Origin of the sequence: Halogeometricum limi (assembly GCF_900115785.1) — an archaeon.
Classification (GTDB): domain Archaea; phylum Halobacteriota; class Halobacteria; order Halobacteriales; family Haloferacaceae; genus Halogeometricum; species Halogeometricum limi.
In genome coordinates, this window is record NZ_FOYS01000001.1 from 325,745 (window position 1) to 349,367 (window position 23,623).

The 23,623-nt window shown below is 67.6% G+C and carries 25 protein-coding genes and 1 pseudogene; 11 read left to right on the forward strand and 15 right to left on the reverse strand.

The genetic code is table 11. From position 1 onward, the window contains the following. Positions 1 to 70: 70 nt before the first annotated feature. The 3 genes from BM282_RS01710 to BM282_RS01720 are packed head-to-tail and all read right to left on the reverse strand — an operon-like array spanning position 71 to position 2,103. On the reverse strand, positions 71 to 775 hold the full coding sequence (locus tag BM282_RS01710; RefSeq protein WP_089876189.1) for an energy-coupling factor transporter transmembrane component T family protein: 705 nt from the start codon (positions 773 to 775) through the stop codon (positions 71 to 73). After that, entirely contained in the window at positions 769 to 1,479 is a 711-nt protein-coding gene (locus tag BM282_RS01715) for an energy-coupling factor ABC transporter ATP-binding protein (RefSeq protein ID WP_089876192.1), read from the reverse strand. Before BM282_RS01715 ends, BM282_RS01710 begins: the two co-directional genes overlap by 7 nt. A 42-nt stretch (positions 1,480 to 1,521) precedes the next feature. Then, the gene (locus BM282_RS01720) at positions 1,522 to 2,103 is read right to left on the reverse strand and encodes a biotin transporter BioY (protein WP_089876194.1); all 582 of its coding nucleotides are present in this window, start codon (positions 2,101 to 2,103) and stop codon (positions 1,522 to 1,524) included. Between the two features lie 147 nt (positions 2,104 to 2,250). On the opposite strand from BM282_RS01720, the gene BM282_RS01725 reads away from it, so the two are divergent. Next, entirely contained in the window at positions 2,251 to 2,862 is a 612-nt protein-coding gene (locus BM282_RS01725) for a conditioned medium-induced protein 4 (protein WP_089876196.1), read from the forward strand. A 34-nt stretch (positions 2,863 to 2,896) separates the two neighbouring features. Here the strand turns inward: BM282_RS01725 and BM282_RS01730 are convergent. Next, positions 2,897 to 3,110: pseudogene (locus BM282_RS01730) on the reverse strand (aldo/keto reductase); the annotation flags it as partial. Between the two features lie 98 nt (positions 3,111 to 3,208). Here BM282_RS01730 and BM282_RS01735 point away from each other — a divergent pair. Further along, complete coding sequence (locus BM282_RS01735) at positions 3,209 to 8,848, forward strand: LAGLIDADG family homing endonuclease (protein ID WP_089876198.1); 5,640 nt, start codon at positions 3,209 to 3,211, stop codon at positions 8,846 to 8,848. A 59-nt stretch (positions 8,849 to 8,907) separates the two neighbouring features. On the opposite strand, the gene BM282_RS01740 is transcribed toward BM282_RS01735, so the two are convergent. After that, positions 8,908 to 10,143: a trans-sulfuration enzyme family protein gene (locus BM282_RS01740; RefSeq protein ID WP_089876200.1), complete on the reverse strand. Its 1,236-nt coding sequence runs from the start codon at positions 10,141 to 10,143 to the stop codon at positions 8,908 to 8,910. Positions 10,144 to 10,316: 173 nt separating this feature from the next. Here BM282_RS01740 and BM282_RS01745 point away from each other — a divergent pair, with 173 nt between their 5' ends. The 5 genes from BM282_RS01745 (at position 10,317) to BM282_RS01765 (ending at position 13,363) form a co-directional block, all read left to right on the forward strand. Next, a complete protein-coding gene (locus tag BM282_RS01745; RefSeq protein ID WP_089876202.1) occupies positions 10,317 to 10,601 on the forward strand; it encodes a DUF7854 family protein in 285 nt (94 codons plus the stop codon). A 63-nt stretch (positions 10,602 to 10,664) separates the two neighbouring features. Then, complete coding sequence (locus BM282_RS01750; protein WP_089876203.1) at positions 10,665 to 11,003, forward strand: DUF7855 family protein; 339 nt, start codon at positions 10,665 to 10,667, stop codon at positions 11,001 to 11,003. Then, the gene (locus tag BM282_RS01755; protein WP_089876205.1) at positions 11,000 to 11,875 is read left to right on the forward strand and encodes a DUF7856 family protein; all 876 of its coding nucleotides are present in this window, start codon (positions 11,000 to 11,002) and stop codon (positions 11,873 to 11,875) included. The genes BM282_RS01750 and BM282_RS01755 overlap by 4 nt, the downstream gene beginning before the upstream one ends. Positions 11,876 to 11,921: 46 nt before the next feature. Continuing rightward, positions 11,922 to 12,701: a DUF7857 domain-containing protein gene (locus tag BM282_RS01760; RefSeq protein ID WP_089876207.1), complete on the forward strand. Its 780-nt coding sequence runs from the start codon at positions 11,922 to 11,924 to the stop codon at positions 12,699 to 12,701. Further along, a complete protein-coding gene (locus BM282_RS01765; protein WP_089876209.1) occupies positions 12,698 to 13,363 on the forward strand; it encodes a MinD/ParA family ATP-binding protein in 666 nt (221 codons plus the stop codon). The genes BM282_RS01760 and BM282_RS01765 overlap by 4 nt, the downstream gene beginning before the upstream one ends. 145 nt (positions 13,364 to 13,508) lie before the next feature. Here BM282_RS01765 and BM282_RS01770 read toward each other — a convergent pair whose 3' ends face one another. Next, complete coding sequence (locus BM282_RS01770) at positions 13,509 to 14,399, reverse strand: transcription initiation factor IIB (RefSeq protein ID WP_089876211.1); 891 nt, start codon at positions 14,397 to 14,399, stop codon at positions 13,509 to 13,511. 161 nt (positions 14,400 to 14,560) lie between these two features. Between BM282_RS01770 and BM282_RS01775 the strand changes: the two genes are divergently transcribed. Further along, positions 14,561 to 15,085, forward strand: coding sequence for a DUF7858 family protein (locus BM282_RS01775; protein ID WP_089876213.1), 525 nt, complete (start codon positions 14,561 to 14,563; stop codon positions 15,083 to 15,085). Between the two features lie 32 nt (positions 15,086 to 15,117). On the opposite strand, the gene BM282_RS01780 is transcribed toward BM282_RS01775, so the two are convergent. The 4 genes from BM282_RS01780 to BM282_RS18355 form a co-directional block, all read right to left on the reverse strand. Further along, positions 15,118 to 15,945 carry a ParA family protein gene (locus tag BM282_RS01780; protein ID WP_139229666.1) on the reverse strand — a complete coding sequence of 276 codons (828 nt, stop codon included), beginning with the start codon at positions 15,943 to 15,945 and terminating at the stop codon, positions 15,118 to 15,120. 91 nt (positions 15,946 to 16,036) lie between these two features. Continuing rightward, positions 16,037 to 17,623 carry an acetolactate synthase large subunit gene (locus tag BM282_RS01785; protein WP_089877297.1) on the reverse strand — a complete coding sequence of 529 codons (1,587 nt, stop codon included), beginning with the start codon at positions 17,621 to 17,623 and terminating at the stop codon, positions 16,037 to 16,039. Between the two features lie 156 nt (positions 17,624 to 17,779). Further along, positions 17,780 to 18,199, reverse strand: a complete 420-nt coding sequence (locus tag BM282_RS01790) for an HIT family protein (RefSeq protein WP_089876216.1) — start codon at positions 18,197 to 18,199, stop codon at positions 17,780 to 17,782. Between the two features lie 47 nt (positions 18,200 to 18,246). Further along, the gene (locus BM282_RS18355) at positions 18,247 to 18,402 is read right to left on the reverse strand and encodes a hypothetical protein (RefSeq protein WP_175501332.1); all 156 of its coding nucleotides are present in this window, start codon (positions 18,400 to 18,402) and stop codon (positions 18,247 to 18,249) included. A gap of 98 nt (positions 18,403 to 18,500) precedes the next feature. Between BM282_RS18355 and BM282_RS01795 the strand changes: the two genes are divergently transcribed. After that, a complete protein-coding gene (locus tag BM282_RS01795) occupies positions 18,501 to 18,857 on the forward strand; it encodes a HalOD1 output domain-containing protein (RefSeq protein ID WP_089876218.1) in 357 nt (118 codons plus the stop codon). Positions 18,858 to 19,034: 177 nt separating this feature from the next. Next, on the forward strand, positions 19,035 to 19,388 hold the full coding sequence (locus tag BM282_RS01800; protein ID WP_089876220.1) for a HalOD1 output domain-containing protein: 354 nt from the start codon (positions 19,035 to 19,037) through the stop codon (positions 19,386 to 19,388). Here the strand turns inward: BM282_RS01800 and BM282_RS01805 are convergent. The 5 genes from BM282_RS01805 to BM282_RS01825 all read right to left on the reverse strand — a co-directional run bounded on the left by BM282_RS01805 (position 19,347) and on the right by BM282_RS01825 (position 22,258). Then, positions 19,347 to 19,571, reverse strand: a complete 225-nt coding sequence (locus BM282_RS01805) for a DUF7860 family protein (RefSeq protein ID WP_089876222.1) — start codon at positions 19,569 to 19,571, stop codon at positions 19,347 to 19,349. The two genes, BM282_RS01800 and BM282_RS01805, sit on opposite strands and share 42 nt — an antisense overlap. Before the next feature lie 56 nt (positions 19,572 to 19,627). Then, the gene (locus BM282_RS01810; RefSeq protein ID WP_089876224.1) at positions 19,628 to 20,491 is read right to left on the reverse strand and encodes a ribose-phosphate diphosphokinase; all 864 of its coding nucleotides are present in this window, start codon (positions 20,489 to 20,491) and stop codon (positions 19,628 to 19,630) included. A gap of 78 nt (positions 20,492 to 20,569) precedes the next feature. Beyond that, a complete protein-coding gene (locus tag BM282_RS01815; protein WP_089876226.1) occupies positions 20,570 to 21,397 on the reverse strand; it encodes an HVO_0234 family beta-propeller protein in 828 nt (275 codons plus the stop codon). Between the two features lie 68 nt (positions 21,398 to 21,465). After that, on the reverse strand, positions 21,466 to 21,744 hold the full coding sequence (locus BM282_RS01820) for a hypothetical protein (RefSeq protein WP_089876228.1): 279 nt from the start codon (positions 21,742 to 21,744) through the stop codon (positions 21,466 to 21,468). Positions 21,745 to 21,799: 55 nt separating this feature from the next. Beyond that, positions 21,800 to 22,258: a hypothetical protein gene (locus tag BM282_RS01825; protein ID WP_089877299.1), complete on the reverse strand. Its 459-nt coding sequence runs from the start codon at positions 22,256 to 22,258 to the stop codon at positions 21,800 to 21,802. 123 nt (positions 22,259 to 22,381) lie between these two features. On the opposite strand from BM282_RS01825, the gene BM282_RS01830 reads away from it, so the two are divergent. Further along, positions 22,382 to 23,506, forward strand: coding sequence for a tRNA (guanine(26)-N(2))-dimethyltransferase (locus BM282_RS01830; protein WP_089876230.1), 1,125 nt, complete (start codon positions 22,382 to 22,384; stop codon positions 23,504 to 23,506). The last annotated feature ends 117 nt before the right edge of the window (positions 23,507 to 23,623 follow it).

Consider the following 23,623-nt stretch of genomic DNA (forward strand, 5'->3'; position numbering starts at 1 on the left):
GAAACTGAGCGGTTAAATCTTGTCACCCGCGGCGGGGGTATCCGACGAGGAATCGGACGCCGCACGGCGGTCAGACGAACACCGACGCGACGAGCAGGAGTCCGAACGCGAGGACGGGATAGTCCCGCCGAGAGAACCGGAGGTCCGGAAGCGTCGGATTCCACGCGAAACAGCGCGCGCGGAGGGCGAGTGCCAGCCTGTCCGAACGAGCGAAGGCCCGGCGGACGCCCGCGGTGCCGACGATACGGATTCGGTCCCGGAGCGAACGCTGGTCTCCTAGTCGCGCCGCCGACGCCTCCCGGACGCGTCGGAGGTCCGCGAGGAGGACGGGGAAAAAGCGGAAGACGAGGGCGACGCCGACGCCGAAGAACCGGCCCGCCTTCCCGGGCACGAGTCGCTCGACGGCCGCCCGGGAGTCTCTGACCGGCGTCGTCCGCAGGTAGACGGCCGAGACGAGGAGGACGAGGAGGACGCGATAGCTGGCGAGTGCGGGGTCGACGGCCGCGCCGAGGTCCACGCCGGGCGGCGAGACGGTGACCACGGAGACGAGTGGCGCGAGGACGACGAACGGAAGCGCCGGGGCGAACCCGCGGAGCGAGTCCACCGGCGAGACGCGCCCGGCGGCGAGGAATCCGGCGGTGAGGACGGTGAAGACGGCCAGTCCACGGGGAGTCGTGTGCGCGAACGCCGCGACGGCGAAGGCGGCCTGCACGAGCAGTTTCGTCCGCGGGTCGAGACGGTGCGCAAGCGAGTCGCCGGGGCGGTAGGTCAGCATCGGCGCGGGGCGCGGACGTCGTGCGCTTCTAACTGCTCGACGGCCGCGTCGGGCGTCTCGTCGACGACGACGCGGCCACTCGACAGTACGACGACGCGGTCGGCGACGGCGAGGAGGTCACGCACGTCGTGGGTGACGACGACGACGCTCGTTCCCGCGCCGTGGAGGGATTCGAGACGGTCCACCACGGCGTCGCGGGCGGGGGCGTCCAACCCGGTGAACGGTTCGTCCAACACGAGGTGGTCGGGGCGCATCGCGAGTGCGCCCGCGATGGCGACGCGTTCCTGTTCGCCGCCGGAGAGTTCGTCCATTCGCTCGTCGTCTCTCCCCGCCATGTTCACCGCGTCGAGTGCGTCGCTCACTCGTCGGTCTATCTCGGGTCGCGGGAGGCCGAGGTTCTCCGGCCCGAACGCCACGTCCGCCCCCACCGTCGCGGCGACGAACTGGTCTCTCGGGTCTTGAAACACCATCCCGACGGCCGTCCGTGCGGCGACGAGGTTCTCCGGGACCGACCGACCGTTGACGGACACCTCGCCCGCGTCGGGTTCGACGAGGCCGTTGAAGTGCCGGACGAGGGTGGTCTTGCCGGACCCGTTCGCGCCCGCGAGGACGACGAACTCGCTGTCGTCGATAGCGAGGCTCACCCCGTCGACGGCGACGCTGTCGCCGTAGCGGTGGACGAGCGACTCGGTGCGGATGGTCATCGCAGGGTCATCGTGAGGTCATCGCGAACTGTCTGTTCTCCGCTACTCCGCCGCGGCGGCGTCGCTTCTGACGACGCCGACGGCGGCGGCTATCTTCACGGCCTCGAACGGGACGAACGCGAGGGCGCTGACGACGAACGCTTCGACCAGTCCCACGTCTTGGACGATGGAGAACCCGAGCGTACCGAGGGTGTAGATGACGACGGTTCCGAGGACCATCCCGCCGACGAGGCGGCCGAGTCCGACCTCCGCGGGGTCACGCAACTCGGACGTCCCGTGGACGGCGACGCCGACGAGGGCGGCGGCGACGGGGTACGACCAGAGGAAGCCGCCCGTGTAGCCGAACAACGGGCCGAGTCCGGCCTGCCCGCCGGCGAAGATTGGCGCACCCGCCGCGCCGGCGACGAGATAGAGCGCTATCGACGCGCCGCCCCACACGGGACCGAGGAAGATTCCGGCGAGGAAGACCCCCAACACCTGGAGACTCACCGGCACGGGCGAGATAGGGTTCGGGAACGAGACGAAGGCGAACGCGCCGGTGAGCGCCGCGAACAACGCCGCGCGCGCGACGTTGCCGACGACGGCGTCGCCGACGAGTTCGACCGAATCGGTGTTCGTAGCCATGCCTCGTCGTGTCTCGTAAACCACTATTAGTCGTTCGGTTTACGAAGGCCGTTCGCCGGTCGCGACGCCGTCTCGGTCGCCGCCGTCGTATGGTTCACTCGAATATTCAGTAAGCTTTTGTAGCCACGGACGGTGTAGTATCTGTTCATGGACGAGAAGACGGCACACCTGAGAGACATATTCGTCGAGACGACGGGGGGCGACACCGTGACCGAGGCGCAGGAGGAGTCCCGCGGGTCGCTGACGGACGACGCCGACGACGAACGGGCGAACGCGCGCGTCGCCCGACTCGTCGCGGCGATGCGAGAGCGGTACGAGTTCGAGACCGACCTCGAACCCGCCGACTTACACCGCGTCGTCCGCGGGTTCTTCGACGGCGACACCGACGCCGAACTCGCCGCCGCCCTCGACGCGGACGCCGACGCGGCGGCCGTGTTCACCGCCCGGATGGACCTCCACCTGATTCGCGACGGCGACACCGACGCGCCGTTCGAGTTCGCCGAACTCCGGTCGCTCGTCCGGTCGGGGGCCGACGACGAGACGTGCGCCGCCGAACTCGGGACGGAGGTGGAGACGGTGCGGCACTCCCGTCGCGTGGTCGAGACGCAACTCGAAGCGACCCGCGCGAACGACCGCTTCCGCACGGAGTTCACCGAACTGCTCACCGACTCGGACCTCTCGGCGCGACTGGCCGAGGACGCCCGTCGCGACGGCTTACGCGACGCCACCGAAGACATCGAGACGGACGTGTCGCTGTAGTCGCACCCTCCTCTCGTCCCCGCTCACTTTCTTCTCAGTTTTTCCCCTCGACCGGCCACTGAGGGAATATCGGCGCTTCGAGTCGCTCTCTCCGCGTCGGTGAGCGACACGCCCAACGCGCCGAGGTTGTCCGCGAGGTGCGCTTCGGTCCGCGGGCCGATTATCGGCGCGTCGACCACGTCCTTGTGAAGCAGCCACGCGAGACTGACCTGCGCCGGGGTGGCGTCTTTCTCCGCCGCGAGTTCGCGTCCCCTCCTGACGCGTTCACGTCTCGGATTCCCGACCGCCCGACCACTTCCTCTCCGTAGCGAAGACTCTTACCGGATGAAGCACTTACTCCGGTTCGATGGCGCAGGCCCCGCAGGACCCGGACGTGGACCTCACCGAACGGTTCATACAGTTCTACAGGAAGTACTACAGCGACGACATCGGTCGACTCGCGCAGCGATATCCGAACGAACAGCGGTCGTTGTACGTCGACTACGACGACCTGTTCCGCTTCGACGAGGACTTAGCGGAGGACTATCGGAAGAAACCCGACCAGATACGCGAGTACGCCGAGGAGGCGCTTCGACTGTACGACCTCCCGGTGGACGTGAAACTCGGGCGGGCGCACGTCCGTCTCCGAAACCTCCCGGAGTCGGTCGACATCCGCAACATCCGCGTCCACGACGACCACATCGGACGGATGGTCTCCGTGCAGGGTATCGTCCGGAAGGCGACGGACGTGCGCCCGAAGATTACGGAGGCGGCGTTCGAGTGCCAACGCTGCGGGACGATGACGTACATCCCGCAGACCGACAGCGGGTTCCAGGAACCGCACGAGTGTCAGGGCTGTGAGCGACAGGGACCGTTCCACGTCGACTTCGACCAGTCCGAGTTCGTCGACTCGCAGAAACTGCGCGTCCAAGAGAGCCCCGAGGGCCTGCGGGGCGGCGAGACGCCGCAGAGCATCGACATCGACGTCGAAGACGACATCACCGGCCGGGTGACAGCGGGCGACCACGTCGTCGTCACGGGCGTCCTCCACATCGAACAGCAGACGTCCGGACAGGAGAAGACGCCCATCTTCGACCTCTACATGGACGGGGTAGCCATCGAGATAGAGGACGAGGAGTTCGAGGACATGGACATCTCCGAGGAGGACGTCGCCGAAATCGTCGAACTCTCGAACGAGGAGGACATCTACGACATGATGGTCGGGTCCGTCGCCCCGTCCATCTACGGCTACGAACAGGAGAAACTCGCGATGATTCTCCAACTGTTCTCGGGCGTGACGAAGCACCTGCCCGACGGGTCTCGGATTCGCGGCGACCTGCACATGCTGTTGATAGGGGACCCGGGAACAGGGAAGAGCCAGATGTTGTCATATATCAGACATATCGCGCCTCGGTCGGTGTACACGTCGGGGAAGGGGTCCTCCTCGGCGGGTCTCTGCGTGACGGGCGATACCCGAATTCACACCGAAGACGGGTTCCGCGAGATACGCGACCTCGCTCTCGACGACCATCCCGACCCGGTCTCTGCGGACGAGAGCGCGGAGAAGCGGGTCGGACTCCAGACGTTCGACAGAACCACGGGAACGATGGCCGAGAGGCAGTCGTCTCACGTCTGGCGGATGCCGAAGAAACCGTGTCGACGCATCGAGACCGCACACGGAAAGGGGCTGACGACGTCGGAGAACACTCCCGTCTTGACGTGTGGCGAGCACGGACTGGAGTGGGTCGACGCATCCGACGTCGAACCCGGACAGTACGTCGCCGTCCCGAAGTACGGTGACCTCGACCGGTCGGAAGTCCCCGTCAGGACGTTCCTCGAACTCACGACAGAGAAGGTGAGGCTGGCGGACGATTCCGTCGAACGTCTCCGCAGTGCGCTCTGTGACCGATTCGGACACCTGCGCGCCGCGGCGTCGGAACTGGACCTCTCGGAGGACTTCGTCTACGACTCGCTTCGGAACCGCCACGTCCCACTCTCGAAACTCGACCGCATTCTCGACGCCGTCGAGTTGACCCGCGACGACGTCGACTTCGACCGAGCGATGCTCCGTCACGGAGACAGTATCGCCCTTCCGGAGACGTTCGACGAAGACCTCATGTACCTCCTCGGGTTGGTCTTCGGCGATGGCGACATCTCGCTCGACCGACGCGGCGGCAACCGCGGGCTGGTCCGTCTCTCCAACGGCGACGAAGCGCTGTTAGCGCGGGCGCAAACTATCTTCGCGGACAAGTTCGACAAGCGCCCGGAGATAGAACGCCAAGAGGGTCGGGTGCCGTGTATCCGCGTGAACAGTGCGACTATCGCACGCCTGTTCGCGAACGCCGGGATGCAGACGCCGAAAGTCGGTCTCGAACTCGCATCCGAACTGACGACCGCCGCCCACGCCGACGCGTTCCTCCGCGGATTCATGGACGCCGACGGTTCGGTTTCGGCCCGCGACGGCGGCGGGTCGAGCGTCCTCGTCTCGACGATCAGCGAATCGCTCGCCGAACAGGTGCAGTTGATGCTGGAGACGTACGGCGTCCGCGCGCGCCGACGCGAACGTGACCGTCGGGGGACGTACGAACTCGAAGACGGGCGGACCATCGAGTCGAAACACGTCCAGCACTTCGTCGAGATGTACGGCGCGAACATCGAGCGATACGCGGCCGAGATCGGATTCGATGTCGAAGCGAAACGAGAGGCGCTCGGACGGATCACGAACGACGCGAAGCGGCGAGAGGAGCGTGTTCCAGTCGGGTCCGCGCTGCTCGCGACCGACGGCGCGGGTGGCGACTACCACACCAACGTCACCCGCGACGACGATCCGGGGCGCGGACGGGCGAGAGAGATCATCGAAACCGTCGACCTCGGACCCGCGGACGCCGACGTTCGCGAAGTCGTCGAGGCGGACCTCCGCTGGGACCGGGTCGTGGACACGGAGTCTGTCGGCGAGAAAGAAGTGTTCGACCTGACGGTGCCCGAGACGCACAACTTCGTCGGCAACGGTATCGTGACCCACAACACGGCCGCCGCGGTTCGCGACGACTTCGGCGACGGCCAGCAGTGGACGCTCGAAGCCGGTGCTCTCGTCCTCGCGGACAAGGGCATCGCCGCGGTGGACGAGTTGGACAAGATGCGCTGTGTGACCGGTGAGACGCTCGTCCATCTCGCCGACGGACGCGTCGTCCGTATCGGCGAACTCGCTCACGAAGCGAGTGAGGCGGGAGCGGTCGAGGCGCTTCCCAACGGTCGGACGATTCGCGACGTCGACGCCGAGGCGTGGACGATGACCGAGGACGGGCGAGTCGTCGAACGGCCCGTCACGGCCATCCACGAGTACGACGCGCCGGACGACCTGACGCAGGTGACGCTCCAGTCCGGCGAGCGCCTGACCGCGGTTCACGACCACCCGTTCTTCGTCTTCGAAGACGGAGAGCGCGTGGAGAAACCCGCAACGGACGTCGCTCCCGGTGAATGGGTGTACGTCCCGCGACACCTCTCGCAGCGGGCGACGGACGGCGGCGTCGCGGCCGCCGACTCGCCGGTCGAGACGAACGACTCGACGGCTTCCGCAGACGGCGTCGACGAGAGCGACGCGCTCTCGCCAGCGTTCGGGGCGGTCCTCGGCTACCTCTCTGGTGACGGAAACGTCTACTACGACCGCGAGGCGGGCGTCTACGGCGTTCGGTTCACAAACAAAGAAGAACAACTGCTCTCGGACTTCGAGCGGGCCTGTCGTGACGCGTTCGACGCGACACCGATTCGCCCGTCGAGCGAGAAGCGAAACGACGGCGTCGAGACCGTCCGACTTCCCGGACGCGAGTACGCAGACGCCGTGGTCGACGCGGGCATGAACCTCGAAGTCTACGACGAGAAGGCGTTCCCGACCGCCGTCTCGGCGTCGTCGACGGCGACGAAGGCCGCGTTCGTTCGCGCGATGGCCGACAGCGAGGGCACCGTCGACACGGACACCGGCAACGTGAAAATCAGTTCGTCGAGCTACGAACTCCTCGCGGGCATCAAGAGCCTCCTCTTGGAGTTCGACGTGACGACGCAGATTCAGCACCGCGAACGAGACGGCAAGCGCGACCTGTTCGTGCTCGCGATTACGGCCGCGGACTCGCTTCGACGGTTCGAACACCACGTCGGATTCACGCTCTCTCGGAAGCAGTCCGCGCTGGAAGCGGTCTGTGAATCCGCCTCCGGCGACCGAACCGTCCTCGATGTGATACCGAACTGCGGCCCGCTACTGTCGTCGCTCCGAGACTCGCTCCGCCTGTACGTTTCGGAGTGCGGGCTCGCCGACGCCACGTACTGCAACTTCGAGAACGGCGACGCGAACGTCTCGCTCTCGTGCGCCCGAACGATACTCCGCGCGTTCGAGCACAGAGCATCGCGGGCCGAGTCGGACGCGGCGTCGCTCGCGACGTCGTGTGGTTGGGAGACGCTCTCGACGCTCCGCGAACGGTACCACGTCTCTCAGTCCGAACTGGCGAACGGAACGACGTTCAGCCAGCAACAGGTCTCGAACGGGTGGGGAACGAGCGACGCGCTCCAGACGGTCGTGACCGACCGACTCCACGAGATTATCGAGTCGGTCGCCGCGACGAACCTCGAACCGTTCGAACAGCTCGTCCGAGGCGACGTCAAGTGGCGACGAGTGGAGTCCGTCGAGACGGTCGACTCCGAGTACGCAGACGACCGGATTGGAGTCCTGACGCACGAACTCGCCGACCACCTCGGTGTCGAGACGGACGCCGCCGTCGCACGTGCTCGGACGCTCCTCGACACTGAGCCATCGGCGGAGGAGTGGGGCGAACTCCGCGCGGAACTGGAGCGACACGGCGTCTCGTTCGCCGACGTCGCACGTGACCTCGATGTCGCGGCTTCGACCGTCTCTCGGTGGTTCAACGGCGTCGTCGAGACGGACCGATTCGACGACGTCGCTGCCGTGGCGCTCGCCCGAATCTCGACCGTCCGGAGCGAGGTTCGACGGTTGCTCGACGCAATCGAGTCGCGTTCGGAGGCGAAAGTCTACGACCTCACCGTCGAGGGGACGCACAACTTCGTCGCCAACGGGATGGTCGTCCACAACTCCGAGGACCGCTCTGCGATGCACGAGGCGCTGGAGCAACAGCAGATTTCGGTGTCGAAGGCCGGTATCAACGCGACGCTGAAGTCCAGATGTTCGCTGCTCGGCGCGGCGAACCCCAAGTACGGACGGTTCGACCAGTACGAACCCATCGGCGAGCAGATAGACCTCGAACCCGCGCTCATTTCGCGGTTCGACCTCATCTTCACGGTGACGGACGACCCGGACCCCGAGACGGACGCCGCACTCGCGGACCACATCCTCAACACGAACTACGCGGGAGAACTGCACACCCAGCGGACGAAGATAGCCAACTCCGAGTTCACCGAGGAGGAGGTGAACTCGGTCACAGAAGAGGTCGCGCCCGCCATCGACGCGGAACTTCTGCGCAAGTACATCGCCTACTCGAAGCGCAACTGCTACCCGACGATGACCGACGAGGCAAAGCAAATCATCCGCGACTTCTACGTCAACTTCCGCGCGAAGGGGGCCGACGACGACTCTCCGGTCCCCGTGACGGCCCGGAAACTCGAAGCGCTCGTACGTCTCTCCGAGGCCTCTGCGAGAGTCCGCCTCTCTGACAAGGTGATGGAGGAAGACGCCGTCCGCGTCACCAACATCGTCGAGTCCTGCCTGCGCGACATCGGGATGGACCCCGAGACGGGCGAGTTCGACGCCGACATCGTCGAGACGGGCACCTCGAAGAACCAGCGCGACCGCATCAAGAACCTCAAACAGCTCATCAGCGACATCGAAGACGAGTACGAGGAGGGCGCGCCAGTCGAGGAGGTCATCGCCCGCGCGACGACCGACCTCAACTTAGACGAGACCAAGGCCGAACAGGAGATAGAGAACCTCCGCCGGAAGGGCGAGGTGTACGAACCGCGGACGGACCACCTGCGGACGACGTAGGGTTCCGTACCGCATCGCCGTCGCACCGTCTTCGAACGCGCTGAATTCGACGCTCTCTCTTACAGTATTCCGTCCAGCCCTCGCCGTACGTCCGCCACCAGGTCGTCCTCGCGTTCGATACCGACGCTCAACCGGACGAGTCCGGGGTCGATTCCGGCGTCTTTCAACTCTGCCTTCGTGAAGTCCTGATGGGTCATCGCCGCCGGCACCTCCACCAGACTCTCGACGCCGCCGAGACTCTCGGCGATGGTGATTGTCTCCAGTCCGGCGACGAACGAGGTGGCGGCGTCGACGCCGCCCGCGAGTTCGAAGGCGACCATCCCGCCGAAGTCGGCCATCTGCCGCGCGGCCACCTCGTGTCCGGGATGGCTCTCGAATCCGGGGTAGTGGACGGTGTCCACCGCCTCGTGGCTATCGAGCGTCGTCGCCACGGCCCGCGTGTTGCGGCAGTGGCGGTCCATCCGCGCCTGCAGCGTCTTCGCGCCGCGACGGACGAGGAACGACTCGAACGGGCCGAGGATGGCTCCACGGGTGTACTGCGTCCGAGATATCTCCGCCGCGAGGTCGGCGTCCCGCGTCGCCACCGACCCGCCGATGGCGTCCGAGTGGCCGCCGACGTACTTCGTCAGCGACTCCACGGAGAGGTCCGCGCCGAGTTCGAGCGGTCGCTGCAGGGCGGGCGAGGCGAACGTGTTGTCGACGGCGAGGAGGGCGTCCGCGGCGTGCGCGGCGTCGGCGACGGCCGCGATGTCGACGATTCGGAGGAGCGGGTTCGTCGGCGTCTCCACGTAGACCAATGCGGTGTCCTCTCTGATGGCGTCTCGAACCGCGTCGGGGTCGGTCACGTCGACGTGGCTGACCGACACGCCGTACTTCGGGTAGACGTCCGCGAGGAGGTCGTACGTCTCCGCGTAGAGGCTCTTTCCGGCGACGACGTGGTCGCCCGACTCCAGAAGCGAGAAGACGGCGTCGATGGCGGCCATCCCGCTGGCGAACGCGCTCGCGTGCGTGCCGCCCTCGAAGTCGGCGACGACCGCTTCGAGGTCGTTGCGCGTCGGCGCGTCCATCCGCGAGTAACGGTACTCCCCGCCGAGTCGGGTCGAGGAGTCGTACTCGTACGTCGCGTTCGCGTAGATGGGCGTGACGAGCGCGTCGTTCGGGTTCTCCCGTCCGCTGTGTATCGCCCGCGTGTCCAACCCGTCCGAGTCGTTCGCGCCGACGTCGTCTTCGCTCGCGTCGGCTTCGTTTCGGTCCGCTGTCGATTCGTCGCTCTTCGAGGTGTCCCTGACAGTCATTAGCTCGCGTATCACGAACGAACTTGTTAATCTGCCGATTCTCTCGAAATGTGTAGATAAATATACAACAACGGCACCGATATCGACACTCGATCCGAACGGCCGTCGGTCGGCGGACAGTCCGAGAAGCACGAGGGTTCTTGTATCACGATGCAGAAATCACACCGACGCAGATGGACCGAATCTCCGCGCTTCGCAACGTCGAAGACGCCCTCCGTGACTTCGAGTCCGGCGAGTCCGACCTCGCCGCGACGGAACAACGCGTCGTGACTGTCCTCAGAACGTACGCCACCGACTTCGAGGGTGCGGACGGACTCGCGCCCTATCAGGCGACGGGCGAGGGCCGCGCACACGGCCTCGTCGTCGTCGCAGCGAACGAGACGGACGCACGCCAGAAGGTCCACGACTTGCTCGAGGAAGAACGAGGCACCCTCGACTTCGACGTCGGTCGTCTGTAGCCTCTACGACACGATTCTCGTCTCTCCGAGAGACTTTTGCCGACACGTGAACGTCGTCTCGCCGTGTTGCTCGTCGTGACCTACTCGCGGGCCGCCCGTGAGACGCTCCGAAACGTCTGCCGAACGCACGAAGAGACGGTCGTCCGGAGGTTCGGGCGGGCCGCGCTCCTCGAAGAGACGGAGTTCGGCGCGTTCCTCGCGTGTCGGCTCCGCGAGAAGCACGCACACGACGTGCAGGTCCAGCGAACCGAACCGTTCAACGAGTTCGCGAACGTGCCCGAGGCGGTACGCGAGGCGGCGACGGCGTACGAGTCGCGCGCGACGCCGAGTACGCCGTACGACAAGTTCGCGGCCGGGACGGACCACCCCCGGTCGTCGACGATGCGTGACAGAGAGCTGTGACGACGGTTCGCGTCCGTCTTCCCGACGGAACGGCGCACGTCGGGCGCGTCGTCGACCTTCGAGACGTCGAGCGGTCGGGGGACGCTGCGACGGTTCGCCGGTCGATTCGTTCGGGCTTTCCTCTAGAACCCGACGTGCCCCGCGTCTACTGCCCCGCACCGACGCGGTGTCACCGGTTCGCGGACCTGCTCTCTCGGGAGATGTCGTTCGACCGGTACGGTGCGCTGGCGACGCTCGCTCGGACACGCGGTCACACCGCTTCCGAAGAGCGGACGCTCGCACACGTTCGAGACGAGTTGGCGGAGACGGCGGCACCGGCGCCCGAAGACCTGACGACGGCCCGTCGTCGGGCGGCCGAGGCCGGTGCGGAGACCGAGCGTCTCCGTGAACGCGCCGCGACGATTCGCGGCCGTCTGGAGGCGACCAGAGACGCCGGGGCGGACGCGGAAGCGGTCGAACGGGAACTCGAAGAGACGATGCGACGGCTCTCGGAGGTGGCGACAGAGCGCGTCGCCGCCCGACAGCGTCTCGACGTGCAGGAGACGCAGGCGCGGGCCGCGCGCGACAGTCGGGAACGACGGATGCGACTCGAAGACCGAATCGCGAACCTTCGGCGGACGATTCGGCGGTCGCTCGCGGAGACGGTCTACGAGGAGTTCGGCGGGGCCGTGACCGCACTCCCCGACGCGTTCGACGCCGACGCGGGCGACGAACCCGGCGGGTACGACGGCGAACCCGTCGCCGCCGCACTCGCGTTCGCCCGCGTCGCGCCGCTTCGTGCACCCGTCGTGGTCGAGGCCACCGTCGCCGAACGGTTCGAGAACGCTGCGACTCTCGCGCGATACCTCCGCGGACCACTCGTCGTCTGCTGACTCCCGGTCCCTCTTCTTTATCCGTCATCGCGCGGCCAGACCGCGCATGGAGTACGACTGTACGACGGACGTCGCCGCCGGAACGACGCTGGTGACGGTTCGCGTCCGCAACGACGCCGCCGTCGACCGCCGAGTGAGCGTGCGAAACACACTCTCCGGACCGGTGCTTCCGCCGCGACGTGAAGGCGTTCCCGAACGCGGGTGGGACGAGGAGGGGTTCGTCGGCGTCGTCGACGCGGAGAGCGAACGAACGTTCGGGTACGCCTGTCCCGTCGTCGAAGCGTGTGCGGACCCCGTCTCGGTCGAGTCCCTCGGCCGCGTGGACGGCGAGTCGGGGACCGACCTCGAAGCCGCGGCGGTTCGACGGTTGGGCCGGGCGCGCCCGCCCGCCGACGCGGTGCCGACATCTGCCGACGCCGTACCGGCGTCCGGCGACGCGGTACCGACGCGTGATTCGAACGCCGACCGGTGCGTTCCCGACCGAGAGTCTCGACGGCACGACGACGCCGAGAGCGACGCGGCGACGGTCGACGAGTTCGCGGAGTCGCCCTCGGCGAATCGCGCCTCCGAACGCGTCGACCCGGTCGAGTCGTGGCTCGCGAACGTCGAGTCGCGCGCCGCGCGGGCGGAACGACTGACGGACGCGACTGCCGCCGACGCGGCCGCCGTGTTAGAGACCGACGCGGATATCTCGGCCCTCCCGGCCGCCGTCGACGCCGACGAGGCGGCGCTTCGGTCGTTCGCCCGACGGGCTACCGCTCTCGCCGACAGACTCGCCGAGACGGACCCCGAACCCGCCGTCGACGCCCTCGCGGAGGCGCTGTGATACTCGCGGTGACGGGCGGGAAAGGCGGCGTCGGCAAGTCGACGCTCTCTTTCGAACTCGGCGCGGCGCTGGACGCCGTCGTCGTCGACGCGGACGTCGGCATGGCCGACCTGCCGACCGGACCGGGACCCGACCTCCACGACGTCCTCGGCGGCCGCGCCGACGCCGTCGAAGCCGTGCGCGAGGGCGGACCGGTGCGACTTCTCCCGTGCGGTCGCTCGCTCGCCGGTGCCCGCGCCGCCGACGTCCGACGGTTGGGCGAGGCCCTCCGCGCGGTCGAAGCGGCCTACGACACCGTCGTCGTCGACTGCCCCGCCGGGATGAGAGCGGACGCGGGCGTCCCACTCGCGGCCGCCGACGCCTGCGTCGTCGTCGCCTCGCCGCAGGAGTACGCCCTCGCCGACGCCGTCCGAACGCGCGAGTTGGCGCGCGAACTCGACGCCGGCCTCGTCGCCGTCGCGGTCAACCGCGTCGTCGGCGACGCACCCGAGGCCGTGTTCGAGGACGTTCTCGGCGCACCCGTCGTCAGCGTCCCCACCGACCCGCGGGTCGGCCGCGCCGTCGAGACGGGTCGTCCCGTCTGCCGCGTCGCTCCGACCAGTCGCGCCGGACGAGCGGTCTCGTCGCTCGCGCGTGCGGTCGACCGTTGCTCGACGGTCTGAGGTTCTTCGGGACCGAAGCGGAGGCGACGCTCTCGCGCGACCGTCGGTTCTCGGCCGACGCGTCGCTCGGACGGTGACGGACTCGCTCCGGAGAAACAGACTCGTTCGGTCGTCGGCGGTCAGCGTGCGGCGTGGTGTCGGTCGCTCATTCTTCGTCGCGGAGTGCGACGTACGTCTTCCGGAGGGTAACGGGAGTCACGTCGGCCACGTCGGCGACGTCGGCCTGCGTCACGCCGGCGTCGAAGTCGCGCGCGGCGGTGTAGAGACAACCGGCGGCGACGCCGCTCGGGTTTCGACCGACGGCGAGGCCGGACTCTGCGGCCTCGGTCGCGTACTCGCGGGCGCGGGACTCGACGTCGCGCGAGAGGTCCAGTCGAGTCGCGAAGCGCGGGACGTACTCCACGGGGTCGATGGGGCCGACGGGGAGGCCGAGGTCACGGTTCAGCGCGTCGTACGCGGCGGTCTGTTCGGCCTCCGTCGCCTTCGCTTCGGCGACGACTTCGCCGACGGTCCGGGAGACGTTGACGACGCGGCAGGCGGCGTAGACGCAGGCGGCGGCGAAGCCTTCGAGCGAGCGACCGCAGAGCAGGTCTTCGTTCTGCGCCGACGTGAACAGCGAACAGGCGTGGTCGCGGATACGGTCCGGGAGCGACAGAGCGCTCGTCAGGCGGCGAATCTCGGTGAACGCGTACACCTGGTTTCGCTCGCGTTTGGTGGAGATTCGAGCGCGGTTGTGCTGACGACGCATGCGGGCGAGTCGGCGGCGCTTGCGACCCTTGACACGGGTCGACCGGCCGATTTCGGTCGACAGGCCGCGGTCGTGACGCGACCGGGTGAGCGGTGCGCCCGTGCGTTTCGGGTTCCGGTCGTCGTCCGCGAACGAGCGCCACTCGGGACCGTGGTCGATGTGGTACTCGTCGACGACGAGTCCGCAGTCGCCGCAGACCGTCTCGGATCCGTCGGCGCGCAGGCGGCCGTCGCATTCGGGGCAGGTGTTCGTCGGCGTCGCGTCGTCGGCGGAGCGTGCTTCACTCATCACAATTGAAACTCGGGCCCGATGGAGTATTTAAACACGGGAGAATTCACCCTTCGGACTCCGATTCGGGCGGGTACAACCTACCGGTGACCGGTAGGTTTCGTTCTCACGAACGATATCGACCAAAAACGTTTACGGGGATGTCGAAGTAGCAGCGAGTAATGGGACTGGCCGATATCGCATCTGACGTGGGGGTGACGACGACCAGACAGGACGAACGCGGCGTCGCGACGGTGGACGACACCGGCGTCGACCTAGACGCTCGACTTCGCGAACACGCGGACGAGTTGCCGTGCACACCCGAAGCGGCGGCGACCGTCCTCGAACGGCACGCGGCCGGGGAGAGCGCCGGCGACGCCGGGCGCGCGGCGGTCGTCGCGCCCGTGACGGCGGCGAAGGTGCTCCACCGCGCGGGCATCGAGGGGGTCACACCGCTCGCGCCGACGGCCCGGCGGATACTCCGCGACTGGCTCACCGGTCGACTCTCGCGCGCGGACGCGCTCGAACTCACTGGTGCGGACGACGCGGAGTTCTCTCTCGCGGCGTACGTCGAGACGCACGACCCGATTCCGGAACTCGCCGACGCGACGCGGCGCGACGCGGCGCAGTCGCTCGGAAGCGACGCACTGGTCGAGAAACGCGAGGCGCTCGCCGAGACGATGAGCGCCTCGACCGACCTGTTCTGACGGTTCTTCGCCGTTCTCTCCGCGCGCGGCGGTTACTTCACGTAGCGCTCGACGCCGGAGAGGAGTCCACCGCGGCCGAACGCCGCCCCCACGTCTCGGCCGACTGTCGCGGCGACGAGTTCGACCACGCCCTCGGTGAACGCGCCGTCGCCGCCCACGCAGGCCGGGACCGAACGCGGGTCTTCGACGCCCGATTCGGGCAGTTCGCAGTCGGCGGCCTCGAACGACCCGCGCGTGGCGACGACGACGTCGGCCTCGCTCCCGACGTGTGCGAGGCGGGTCCGCATCCGCTGTGCGGCGTCCGCGCCGCGCGTCGTCCCCGGCGCGACGAGGACGACGCGGTCGGCGGCGTTCACGGCCGCGACGGCCTGATTCGCGGCTATCGGGGGCGCGTCGACGAGCACGTAGTCGAAGCGGTTCGCCGCGTCGGCGAGGCGCGATTCGAGCCGTCTCGCGGCGTCGGGCGTCTTCGCGCGCGCGAATCGCTCGAACGGCGCGAACGTCGGGCAGGCGACGACGCGACCCTCGACTTCCCAGTCGAGCGTCGTCAACCCCTCCGAGAGGGGGGCGTCTGACGCGTCGGTGAGGAGGGCGGTCAGGTCCGTGGCTAGCTGTCCGTCGACGTGGGCCGCGACGCCCTGTGTCGCGAACGCGGCGTCGAACACGGCGATGTCAGCACCGTCGACGGCGAGGGCCGCGGCGACTTCGAGCGTGCTTCGCGTCGTCCCCGCACCGCCCGTCGCGCCGACGAAGGTGACGACGGTTGGCTCTCCCGTTCGCCCGTCGCCGACGTCGTCGACGTCTGCGCCTTCGCTGTCTCCCGTGGTACCCTCGCTCGCTTCGGTGTCGGTCGCGTCCATATCTCGCGGTGGCCGCGCCCTCGTACCTAAACCATCCGGTACGCGTGAACTTCTGTCAGAAAATTATGTCTGCGACGACTCGACTTCTCGCCTACCGCGGAATCGGCACCTCCACCAGCGACATCTCGTCGCTCTCGACGGCCGTCTCCAGCGTCGAGGCCACCTCGTCCCACGTCTCGGGCCGATAGCTCTCGATGCCGAAGCTCTCGGCGAACCGCTGGAAGTCGGGGTTGGTCAACTCCGTGCCGAAGTGTTCGCCCGTGTGTTCTTCCTGCTTCTCGGAGATGAGGCCGTAGTCGTCGTCGACGAAGAGCAGGATGGTAAAGCCGCAGTCGAGGCGGGTGGCCGTCTCTATCTCGGCGGCGTTCATGAGAAAGCCGCCGTCGCCGGTGGCGACGACGACGTTCGAGTCAACCGCGAGGTCGGCGGCGACGCCGCCGGGGACGGCGATGCCCATCGTCGCGAGACCGTTCGAGATGATGCAGGTGTTCGGTTCGTACGTCGGGTAGCGCTTCGCGATGGTCATCTTGTGGCTCCCGACGTCGGAGACGAGGACGTCGTCGTCGGCCATCGTCTCGCGGAGGTACGGGAGGGTGCCGGCGACGGAGAGGGGGTCGTCGGCGTCGGGTTTCGCCATCGCGTCGTCGACGATGGCCTCGCGGTAGGACGAACACCACTCGGGGCCGTGGACGCCCTCCAGACGGTCGGCCAACGCCTCCAGCGTGGCCGAGATGTCGGCGACGACTTCCACGTCGGGGTTGTAGTGTTCGTACACCTCGGCGGGTTCGTGGTCGACGTGGACGATATCGGTTCCCAAGTCCTCGTTCCACGACTTCGGGTCGTGTTCGGCGATGTCGTAGCCGACGGCGACGACGCAGTCGGCGCGTTCGATGGCCTCGGCCGCCTCGCCGTTCGGCCCGGAGTCGAGCGTCATGAGCGAGTTGTCGAGGCGGTCCGACACGGCGCCCTTGCCCATGTAGGTGGCGGCGACGGGGATGCCGGCGCGTTCGACGAGTTCGCGGAGGGCCTCGGCGGCGCGGGTGCGGACGGCGCCGTTGCCCGCGAGGACGATGGGCGCCTCGGCGTCGTTCAGCAGTTCCGCGGCCCGGTCGACCGACGGCCCGTCCGGGTTCGCCCGGCGGACCGGTTCGCGCGTCGGGAGGGGTTCGGCGTCGTCGTCCATCTCGGCGGCGGCGACGTCCTCGGGGAACTCGATGTGGGTCGCCCCCGGTTTCTCGTACTCGGCGAGTTTGAACGCCTTGCGGACCGACTCGCCGATGGTCTCGGCTTCGGCTATCTGGGTGTTCCACTTCGTCACCGGTTCGAACATCCCGACGATGTCCAGCGCTTGGTGGCTCTCTTTGTGGAGTCGTTCGCGCCCGCCCTGTCCGGTAATGGCGACGAGCGGTGACTTGTCGAGGTGAGCGTCGGCGACGCCGGTGAGGAGGTTCGTCGCACCGGGGCCGAGCGTCGAGAGGCAGACGCCCGCCTCGCCGGTGAGGCGGCCGTGCACGTCGGCCATGAACGCCGCGCCCTGCTCGTGGCGGACGGGGACGAACCGGATGTCGGACTCGCGAAGCGAGAACAGCAGGTCTTCGAGTTCCTCGCCGGGCAGGCCGAACACGTTCTCGACGCCCTCGGCCTCCAGGCATCGGACGAGGAGGTCGGACGCTTTCATCGCGACCACGCGGCCCGTTTCGGCGCGGTCGGACGCACACGAACGACGGTCTCGGCGGCGTGATTCGGTTCCATGTCGGAGACGACGGACGGACGTGCAAAGAACGTAGTTGCCGATTGCGGTGAGTCTCCGTCGCGTCGCTCTCTCGGCGCGCGGCTATCCTTCGATGCTGTCGGCGATGTCGTCCAGTTCCTCGTCCGAGAGGTCGGGTTTCGCGCCCGCGACGGCGTGGATGGGGCCGCCGCCGTCACCTTCGAACCGGGGGACGAGGTGGACGTGGACGTGCGGCACCTCCTGTCCGGCGGCCTCGCCGTCGTTGACGCCGACCGTGAGGCCGTCGGCGTCGACGGCGTCCTCCACGCGCGGCGCGAGTTCGTCGACGGCGGCCCACACGTCGGCGGCCACGTCGTCCGGGAGGTCACGGAGTCGTCGGTGCGCTTCCTTCGGGACGACGAGGGTGTGGCCGGGCGCGAGTGGGTTCGCGTCGAGGAACGCGAGGACGGTGTCGGTCTCGTAGACGACGCGGGCGGGGATGTCGCCGGAGACGATACGCTCGAAGATGGTGGGTTCGCTCATGTGCGGTTCGTGGCGCGGATTCGGCAAGTAGGTTCGGGTCCGTGGCGTCACGAGGTCCGTTTTTCCGACGACAGTCGCGTCCGACAGGCGACGAGTTCGCGACGGCGATAGTCGGATTCGAAGACGGACCCCGATATCGAATCTCGGAGTGCCGACGACTCGGTCCCCTCCTCGCCACCGAGAGGGCCGTGCTCATCTGTCATTGTTCATCTACTTCGCGACATAAGTGATAACCAATGAGGCACATTACTATATCCGTTGTGAGCCTGATAGTAACAGTTGCTCTACGAGCAGATCGTTTATGACGCATGTCACCGCCGGGCCACACCTACACACCGAGTCGATAGAGTGGGACGACACTCCCACGGAAGCCCTCTTTCGCGCCCTTTCGAAGGCCGAACTGGACGACAGACCACCCGACGTCGTACTCAACGACTTCGTCGACCCCGACGCCCTGGACAGTCTCTTTTCGGATGACCGGCCCGCGGGCCACGTCGGTATCGTCACGTTCGAGGCGTGGGGACTCCTCGTCAACGTCACCGCCGACGACGTCTCGCTCTACGAATCCGTTCCGAGTCACCTCGCGAGTGACACCGGGGCCCCGTCCGGAGCGGCCGGACGGACCGCGCGGGCGGGCGACAAATTCAAAGAAACCTGATATATCTTCTTCGCTGCGGGCACGGGTTCGAGCGATAGCGCCGTCCGACGTTCTGTTGAGGTCGACCGCCCGAGTGGCCGCGGAACTCGGCACGTTCTAGTCATTACATATGTAGCTTATGGCTTAATTTCATTACCATCTCTGTCAGGAGTATAGATAGCACAGCATAGCTCTCTGATGTATCTCTACGAATTTGGTCCCCTACTCCACACGGAACGAATCGACACGGACGATAGCCCGGTCGCGGCGCTCTTTCGCGGCCTTGAAGCGGTTGACGTCCCTGTCGACGTAAGCGAGGGCTCCGTCGACGTCCTCCACGATTACATCGACCCCGGTGCGCTGGACCGTCTGTTCAGCGGTCCGCATCCGGCGCGCGACACGGGATTCGTGGTCTTCGAACTGTGGGGCGTGGTCGTGCAGGTGACGCGACACGAAGTCGCCATCTACGACTCGCTTTCCGTCGAAGCGACGTCCGACTCGCCGTCCGACTCACTCGGTCAGCGGCAGGAAGATTCCGAAGACGAACGGTGACAGGAGCGTGAGCGCGACGCCGAGCAGTTCCGCGTCGAAAAATAGTGTCTGCTCCCACGCGGGGAGCGGTCCGACGATGGAGGGGGCGACGAGCGTTCCGAACGCGCCGACCGCGAACAGTGCGAGTCCGGAGCCGACGCCGACTTTCGTCAACTTCTCGTAGTCGAAGCGACCGTGTGCCATACCCGACAACTCGCTCTCTCGACTATCAATTTTCTCTTCTCGCGGCGCGCACGGCGCTACTGTGTGACCGTTTCGAGGGCGGCGGCGACGTACGGCGCGACGCTGACGACGCTCACGTCGCGTTCGACGGTGTCGGTGCCGACGATACGCTCGATACCGGCGCGTTCGAGTTTCGTCCGCGCGTTTCGGACCAAGAGCGGGTGGACGCAGGCGGCGAACACGCGGCGCGCCCCGTCGTCGCCGAGGTGCGAAACGGCCTGACTCATCGTCGACCCGGTGGCGACGATATCGTCGGTGATGACCACGTCGCGGTCCGACGCGTCGGTGTCGCTCGGTGTTATCTCCACGTCCGTCCCCGAGTGCCGGACTTTCTCGAAGTAGTCTGTTTCGCCGCGGCCGTAGGCGTCACAGACCGCCTCCGCGAGGTCGACCGCTCCGGCGTCGGGCGAGAGAAAGAGCGGGTCGTCCAGGTCGTCCGGCAGGGGGTCCGCGAGACACGCCGCGGCGTCGACGACGGTGACGTGCCCGTCGAAGAACGACGAGACGTCCGTCTCGTGGGGATTGACGAGGACGACGCGGTCCGCCGTCGTGGAGACGGCCTTCGCCATCGCCCGCGCGGAGACTGGGTGGCCGTCGTCGAACGCCTGGTCCTGCCGCGCGTAGCCCATGTACGGGAGGACGGTCACGACTTCGGACGCGCCCGCCTCTCGGACGGCGTCTTGGAGTTGGAGCAGTTCGACCCAGGCGTCGTTCGAGTCGGTCGTCGCCACGACGACCGCCCGTTCGCCCTCGAAGTCGGGGACCGCAGCGAGTGTCTCGCCGTCGGGGAAGCGGTCGTACTCGACGGCCGCGAGCGGTTCGTCTGTCGCCTCCGCGACGGCGGCGGCGAGTGCCTGCGAGGATGCGCCGGCTACGATCATGTCCGGAGAATCTCTGTCGCGCGTTAAACCCGTTTTCGTCTCTCCGCGAACGCATCTGCGGACTGACCGGTTCGCCGCTCAGACGGCGACGGCCGCCGTCACGTTCTGGAGGCCGAGAATCTGGTGTCGCCACTCCGACTCCGAGACGCGGACGAGGAACGTTCCCGCGTCGGTGACGGCGTACGTGGCCTCGTCGCCGTAGGTGACCGCGGTAACGTCGTCCTCGACGGGAACGGGTTCGGACACCCACTCACCGTCGTCGGTGCGGGCGTACAGGTCGCCGCTGCCGATTGCGTGCGCCCGGCCGTCGTCGTGGGCGGTCACCACGTCGAACGCGCCGGCGAGCACGTCCATCCAGCCGTTTCCGAGTTTGTACAGGCCCGTCCCCGTCGCCGCGAGGGGTTCGCCACCGTCGACGTCGCGCGCGTCGTCCAGTCCGACCGCGGTGAGACCGTCGGCCTCGACGCGGTAGACGCCGTCGGCGGCGGCGGCGAGTGGCCCGTCGACCGCCCGAATCGGCGACGTCCGGCCGAGCGTCGCCCACGACGCGGCACTCTCTTCGCCCCCCTCGAACCGCGCGACTCGGCCCCCGTCGTCGCCCGCGAGGAGCGTCGCGTCGTCGAATCCGACGGCGGTTGCGGGACCAAACCCCGTCGGTTCGAACGGCAGTTCGTCGGCGTCGTCCGTCGTCGTCAGGTCGGCTCGAAGCACGTCCTCGTCGGTGGCGACGGCGAGCGTCTCCGGCCCGGCGGCCACGTCGCGGGCGCGACACCGGTGTGCGATACCGAACCCGCCCACGAGGTCGTCCGAGACGGAGACGGCGACGACGCCGACGCTACTGGCGACGAACACCGTCTCGGTGCCGGTGTTGTCGGTGTAGACTCGCTTCTCGTCGATAGTGGGCATCTCGTTCGGACGTTTGCGGAGGTTCGGGGAAAACGTTGCGGAGGTGGGCGTTCGCGGCCGGTCGTCGCTCACGCCCGCCCGACGACGGACGCGACGAGCACCGCGACGATTACCAGATACAGGTGGAACGCCACGTCGAACGCGAGACCGGTCAGGCCGGGTGCGAGCGGGTTCTGGAGCAGGTCGAACCCGACCAAGAGCAGGTAGCCGGGAACCTGCGTCGGTTGGAAGCGGAGGGCGAACGCGAGAGCGACGAGTCCGACCAGCGCGAGGTACGCCACGCCGACGGCGGCGGGACTCGGGCGTCGCGGGCGGTGGAACGGGACGGGGACTGTCACGTGACCCATACGCGACGGTACGCGGGTGCGACACAAATAATTACTCTCGTGACAGGTCCGGCGCTCAGAGGAAGTCGCGCACGTCGGAGTACCACATGTCGTGGCGGTCGAGTTCGCCGATTCGCTCGGCGACGGCGGCGGCGAGGACGTGCCAACACCGCTGGTCGTCGTCCTCGGTGTCGAGGTTGTACGAACTGTCCTTGCAGGTACAGCCACCGTCCTCGACGACGTACTCCTCGGCGTAGCCGACGACGACGGTGAAGTCGCGGTAGCGCTTCACTCGCCCCTCCGAGACGGCTTCGATGGCGCGCATCCCGCGGTTGCCGTGGATGGTCGCCACGGCGTCGACGACGCCCGGCGTGAGTTCGCCCGCCTCGGCGAGGGCGCGTCGCCACGCCGTCTCGCGGTCGCTCTCCGTCTCGGTGGGGACGGCGAACGACTCCGCTTCGGGTTCGTCGGCGGCGGGCGTGGACGCCGCTTCGGCGGCGTCTTCGTCTCTCTCGTCGTCGCCCGCCTCTCGCACGTCCCGACGTTGGCCGGTCCCGGACAAAACGCCACCGATGCCCGCGCCGTCTCCCGTCACTCGCTCGTTTGCTCGTCCGACCGCATCGTATCGCTTTTCGCCGCGGGGGCCACTCCTCGGGGTATGGACGTACGCGAGGGTGGCCTCGACATCGAGGTGCCGGGAGCGAGAGACGGCGCCTCCGAGGGCGCAGGCGACGACGTGTTCTACAACCCCACACAGGAACTCAACCGCGACGTGACCGTCGCGACGCTTCGTGCGTACCGCGACCGAGACGACAGGGCGGAGTCGTATCTGGACGCGATGGCGGCCAGCGGTATCCGGGGCGTTCGCGCCGCCGCCGAAGGGTTCGACGCGACTTGCGCCGACGTGGACGAGGAGGCGGTCGAACTCGCTCGCCGGAACTTCGCGCGCAACGACCTCTCTGGGGAGGCGGTCCACCGCGACGCCAACGCCCTCATGCACGACTCGGTGTTCGACGTGGTCGATTTGGACCCGTTCGGGACGCCCATCCCCTTCGTCGACGCCGCGTTCGCCAACACCCGCGACCTGGTCTGCGTCACCGCTACCGACACCGCGCCCCTCTGCGGTGCCCACCAGAAGTCCGGCATCCGCAAGTACGGCACCCTCCCGCAGAACACCGACTACCACCCCGAGATGGGCCTGCGCGTCCTCCTCTCGGCGCTCGTTCGGACGGCCGCCCGCTACGACAAAGCGGCCGTTCCCATCCTCTCGCACGTCACCCGACACTACGCGCGCACCTACCTCGAACTCGACGGGCGGGCGACGAAGGCGGACGAACTCCTGGAGGAGTTGGGCTACGTCTACCACTGCGAGGACTGTCTGGAACGCGACCACGAGTTCAGCCTCGTCTCCCACCCGCCCGAGACGTGCGCCGCCTGCGGCAGTTCGCGAACGCTGGTCGCCGGACCCCTCTACCTCGGTCCCATCTGCGACCCCGCGTTCGCGCGGGCCGTCCGCGACGAGATAACCGAGGAGATGGGCGAGAAGAAGCGGGCCCGGTCGATGCTCGACACCGTCGCCGACGAACTCGACACGCCGACGCACTACGACCAACACCGGTTGTGCAAACTCTGGAACCGGTCGGCGACGGGGATGGACGACTTCCTCGAAGAACTGCGCGAGGCGGGCTACGAGGCGACCAGAGCGCACTACTCCGGGACGGCGTTCAAGACGGACGCGACCATCGAGGAGGTTCGCGTCGCGACCACCGACGGCGACGACTGACCCGCGTCGCCTCGTTCGACACGCCCTCGTCGCGACCCGTCTCGTCTACGATTCGTCCAGAGAACCCTGACAGACCGGCTGAGACACACGAACGCGAGTTCTTTTGATTGCTCGTCA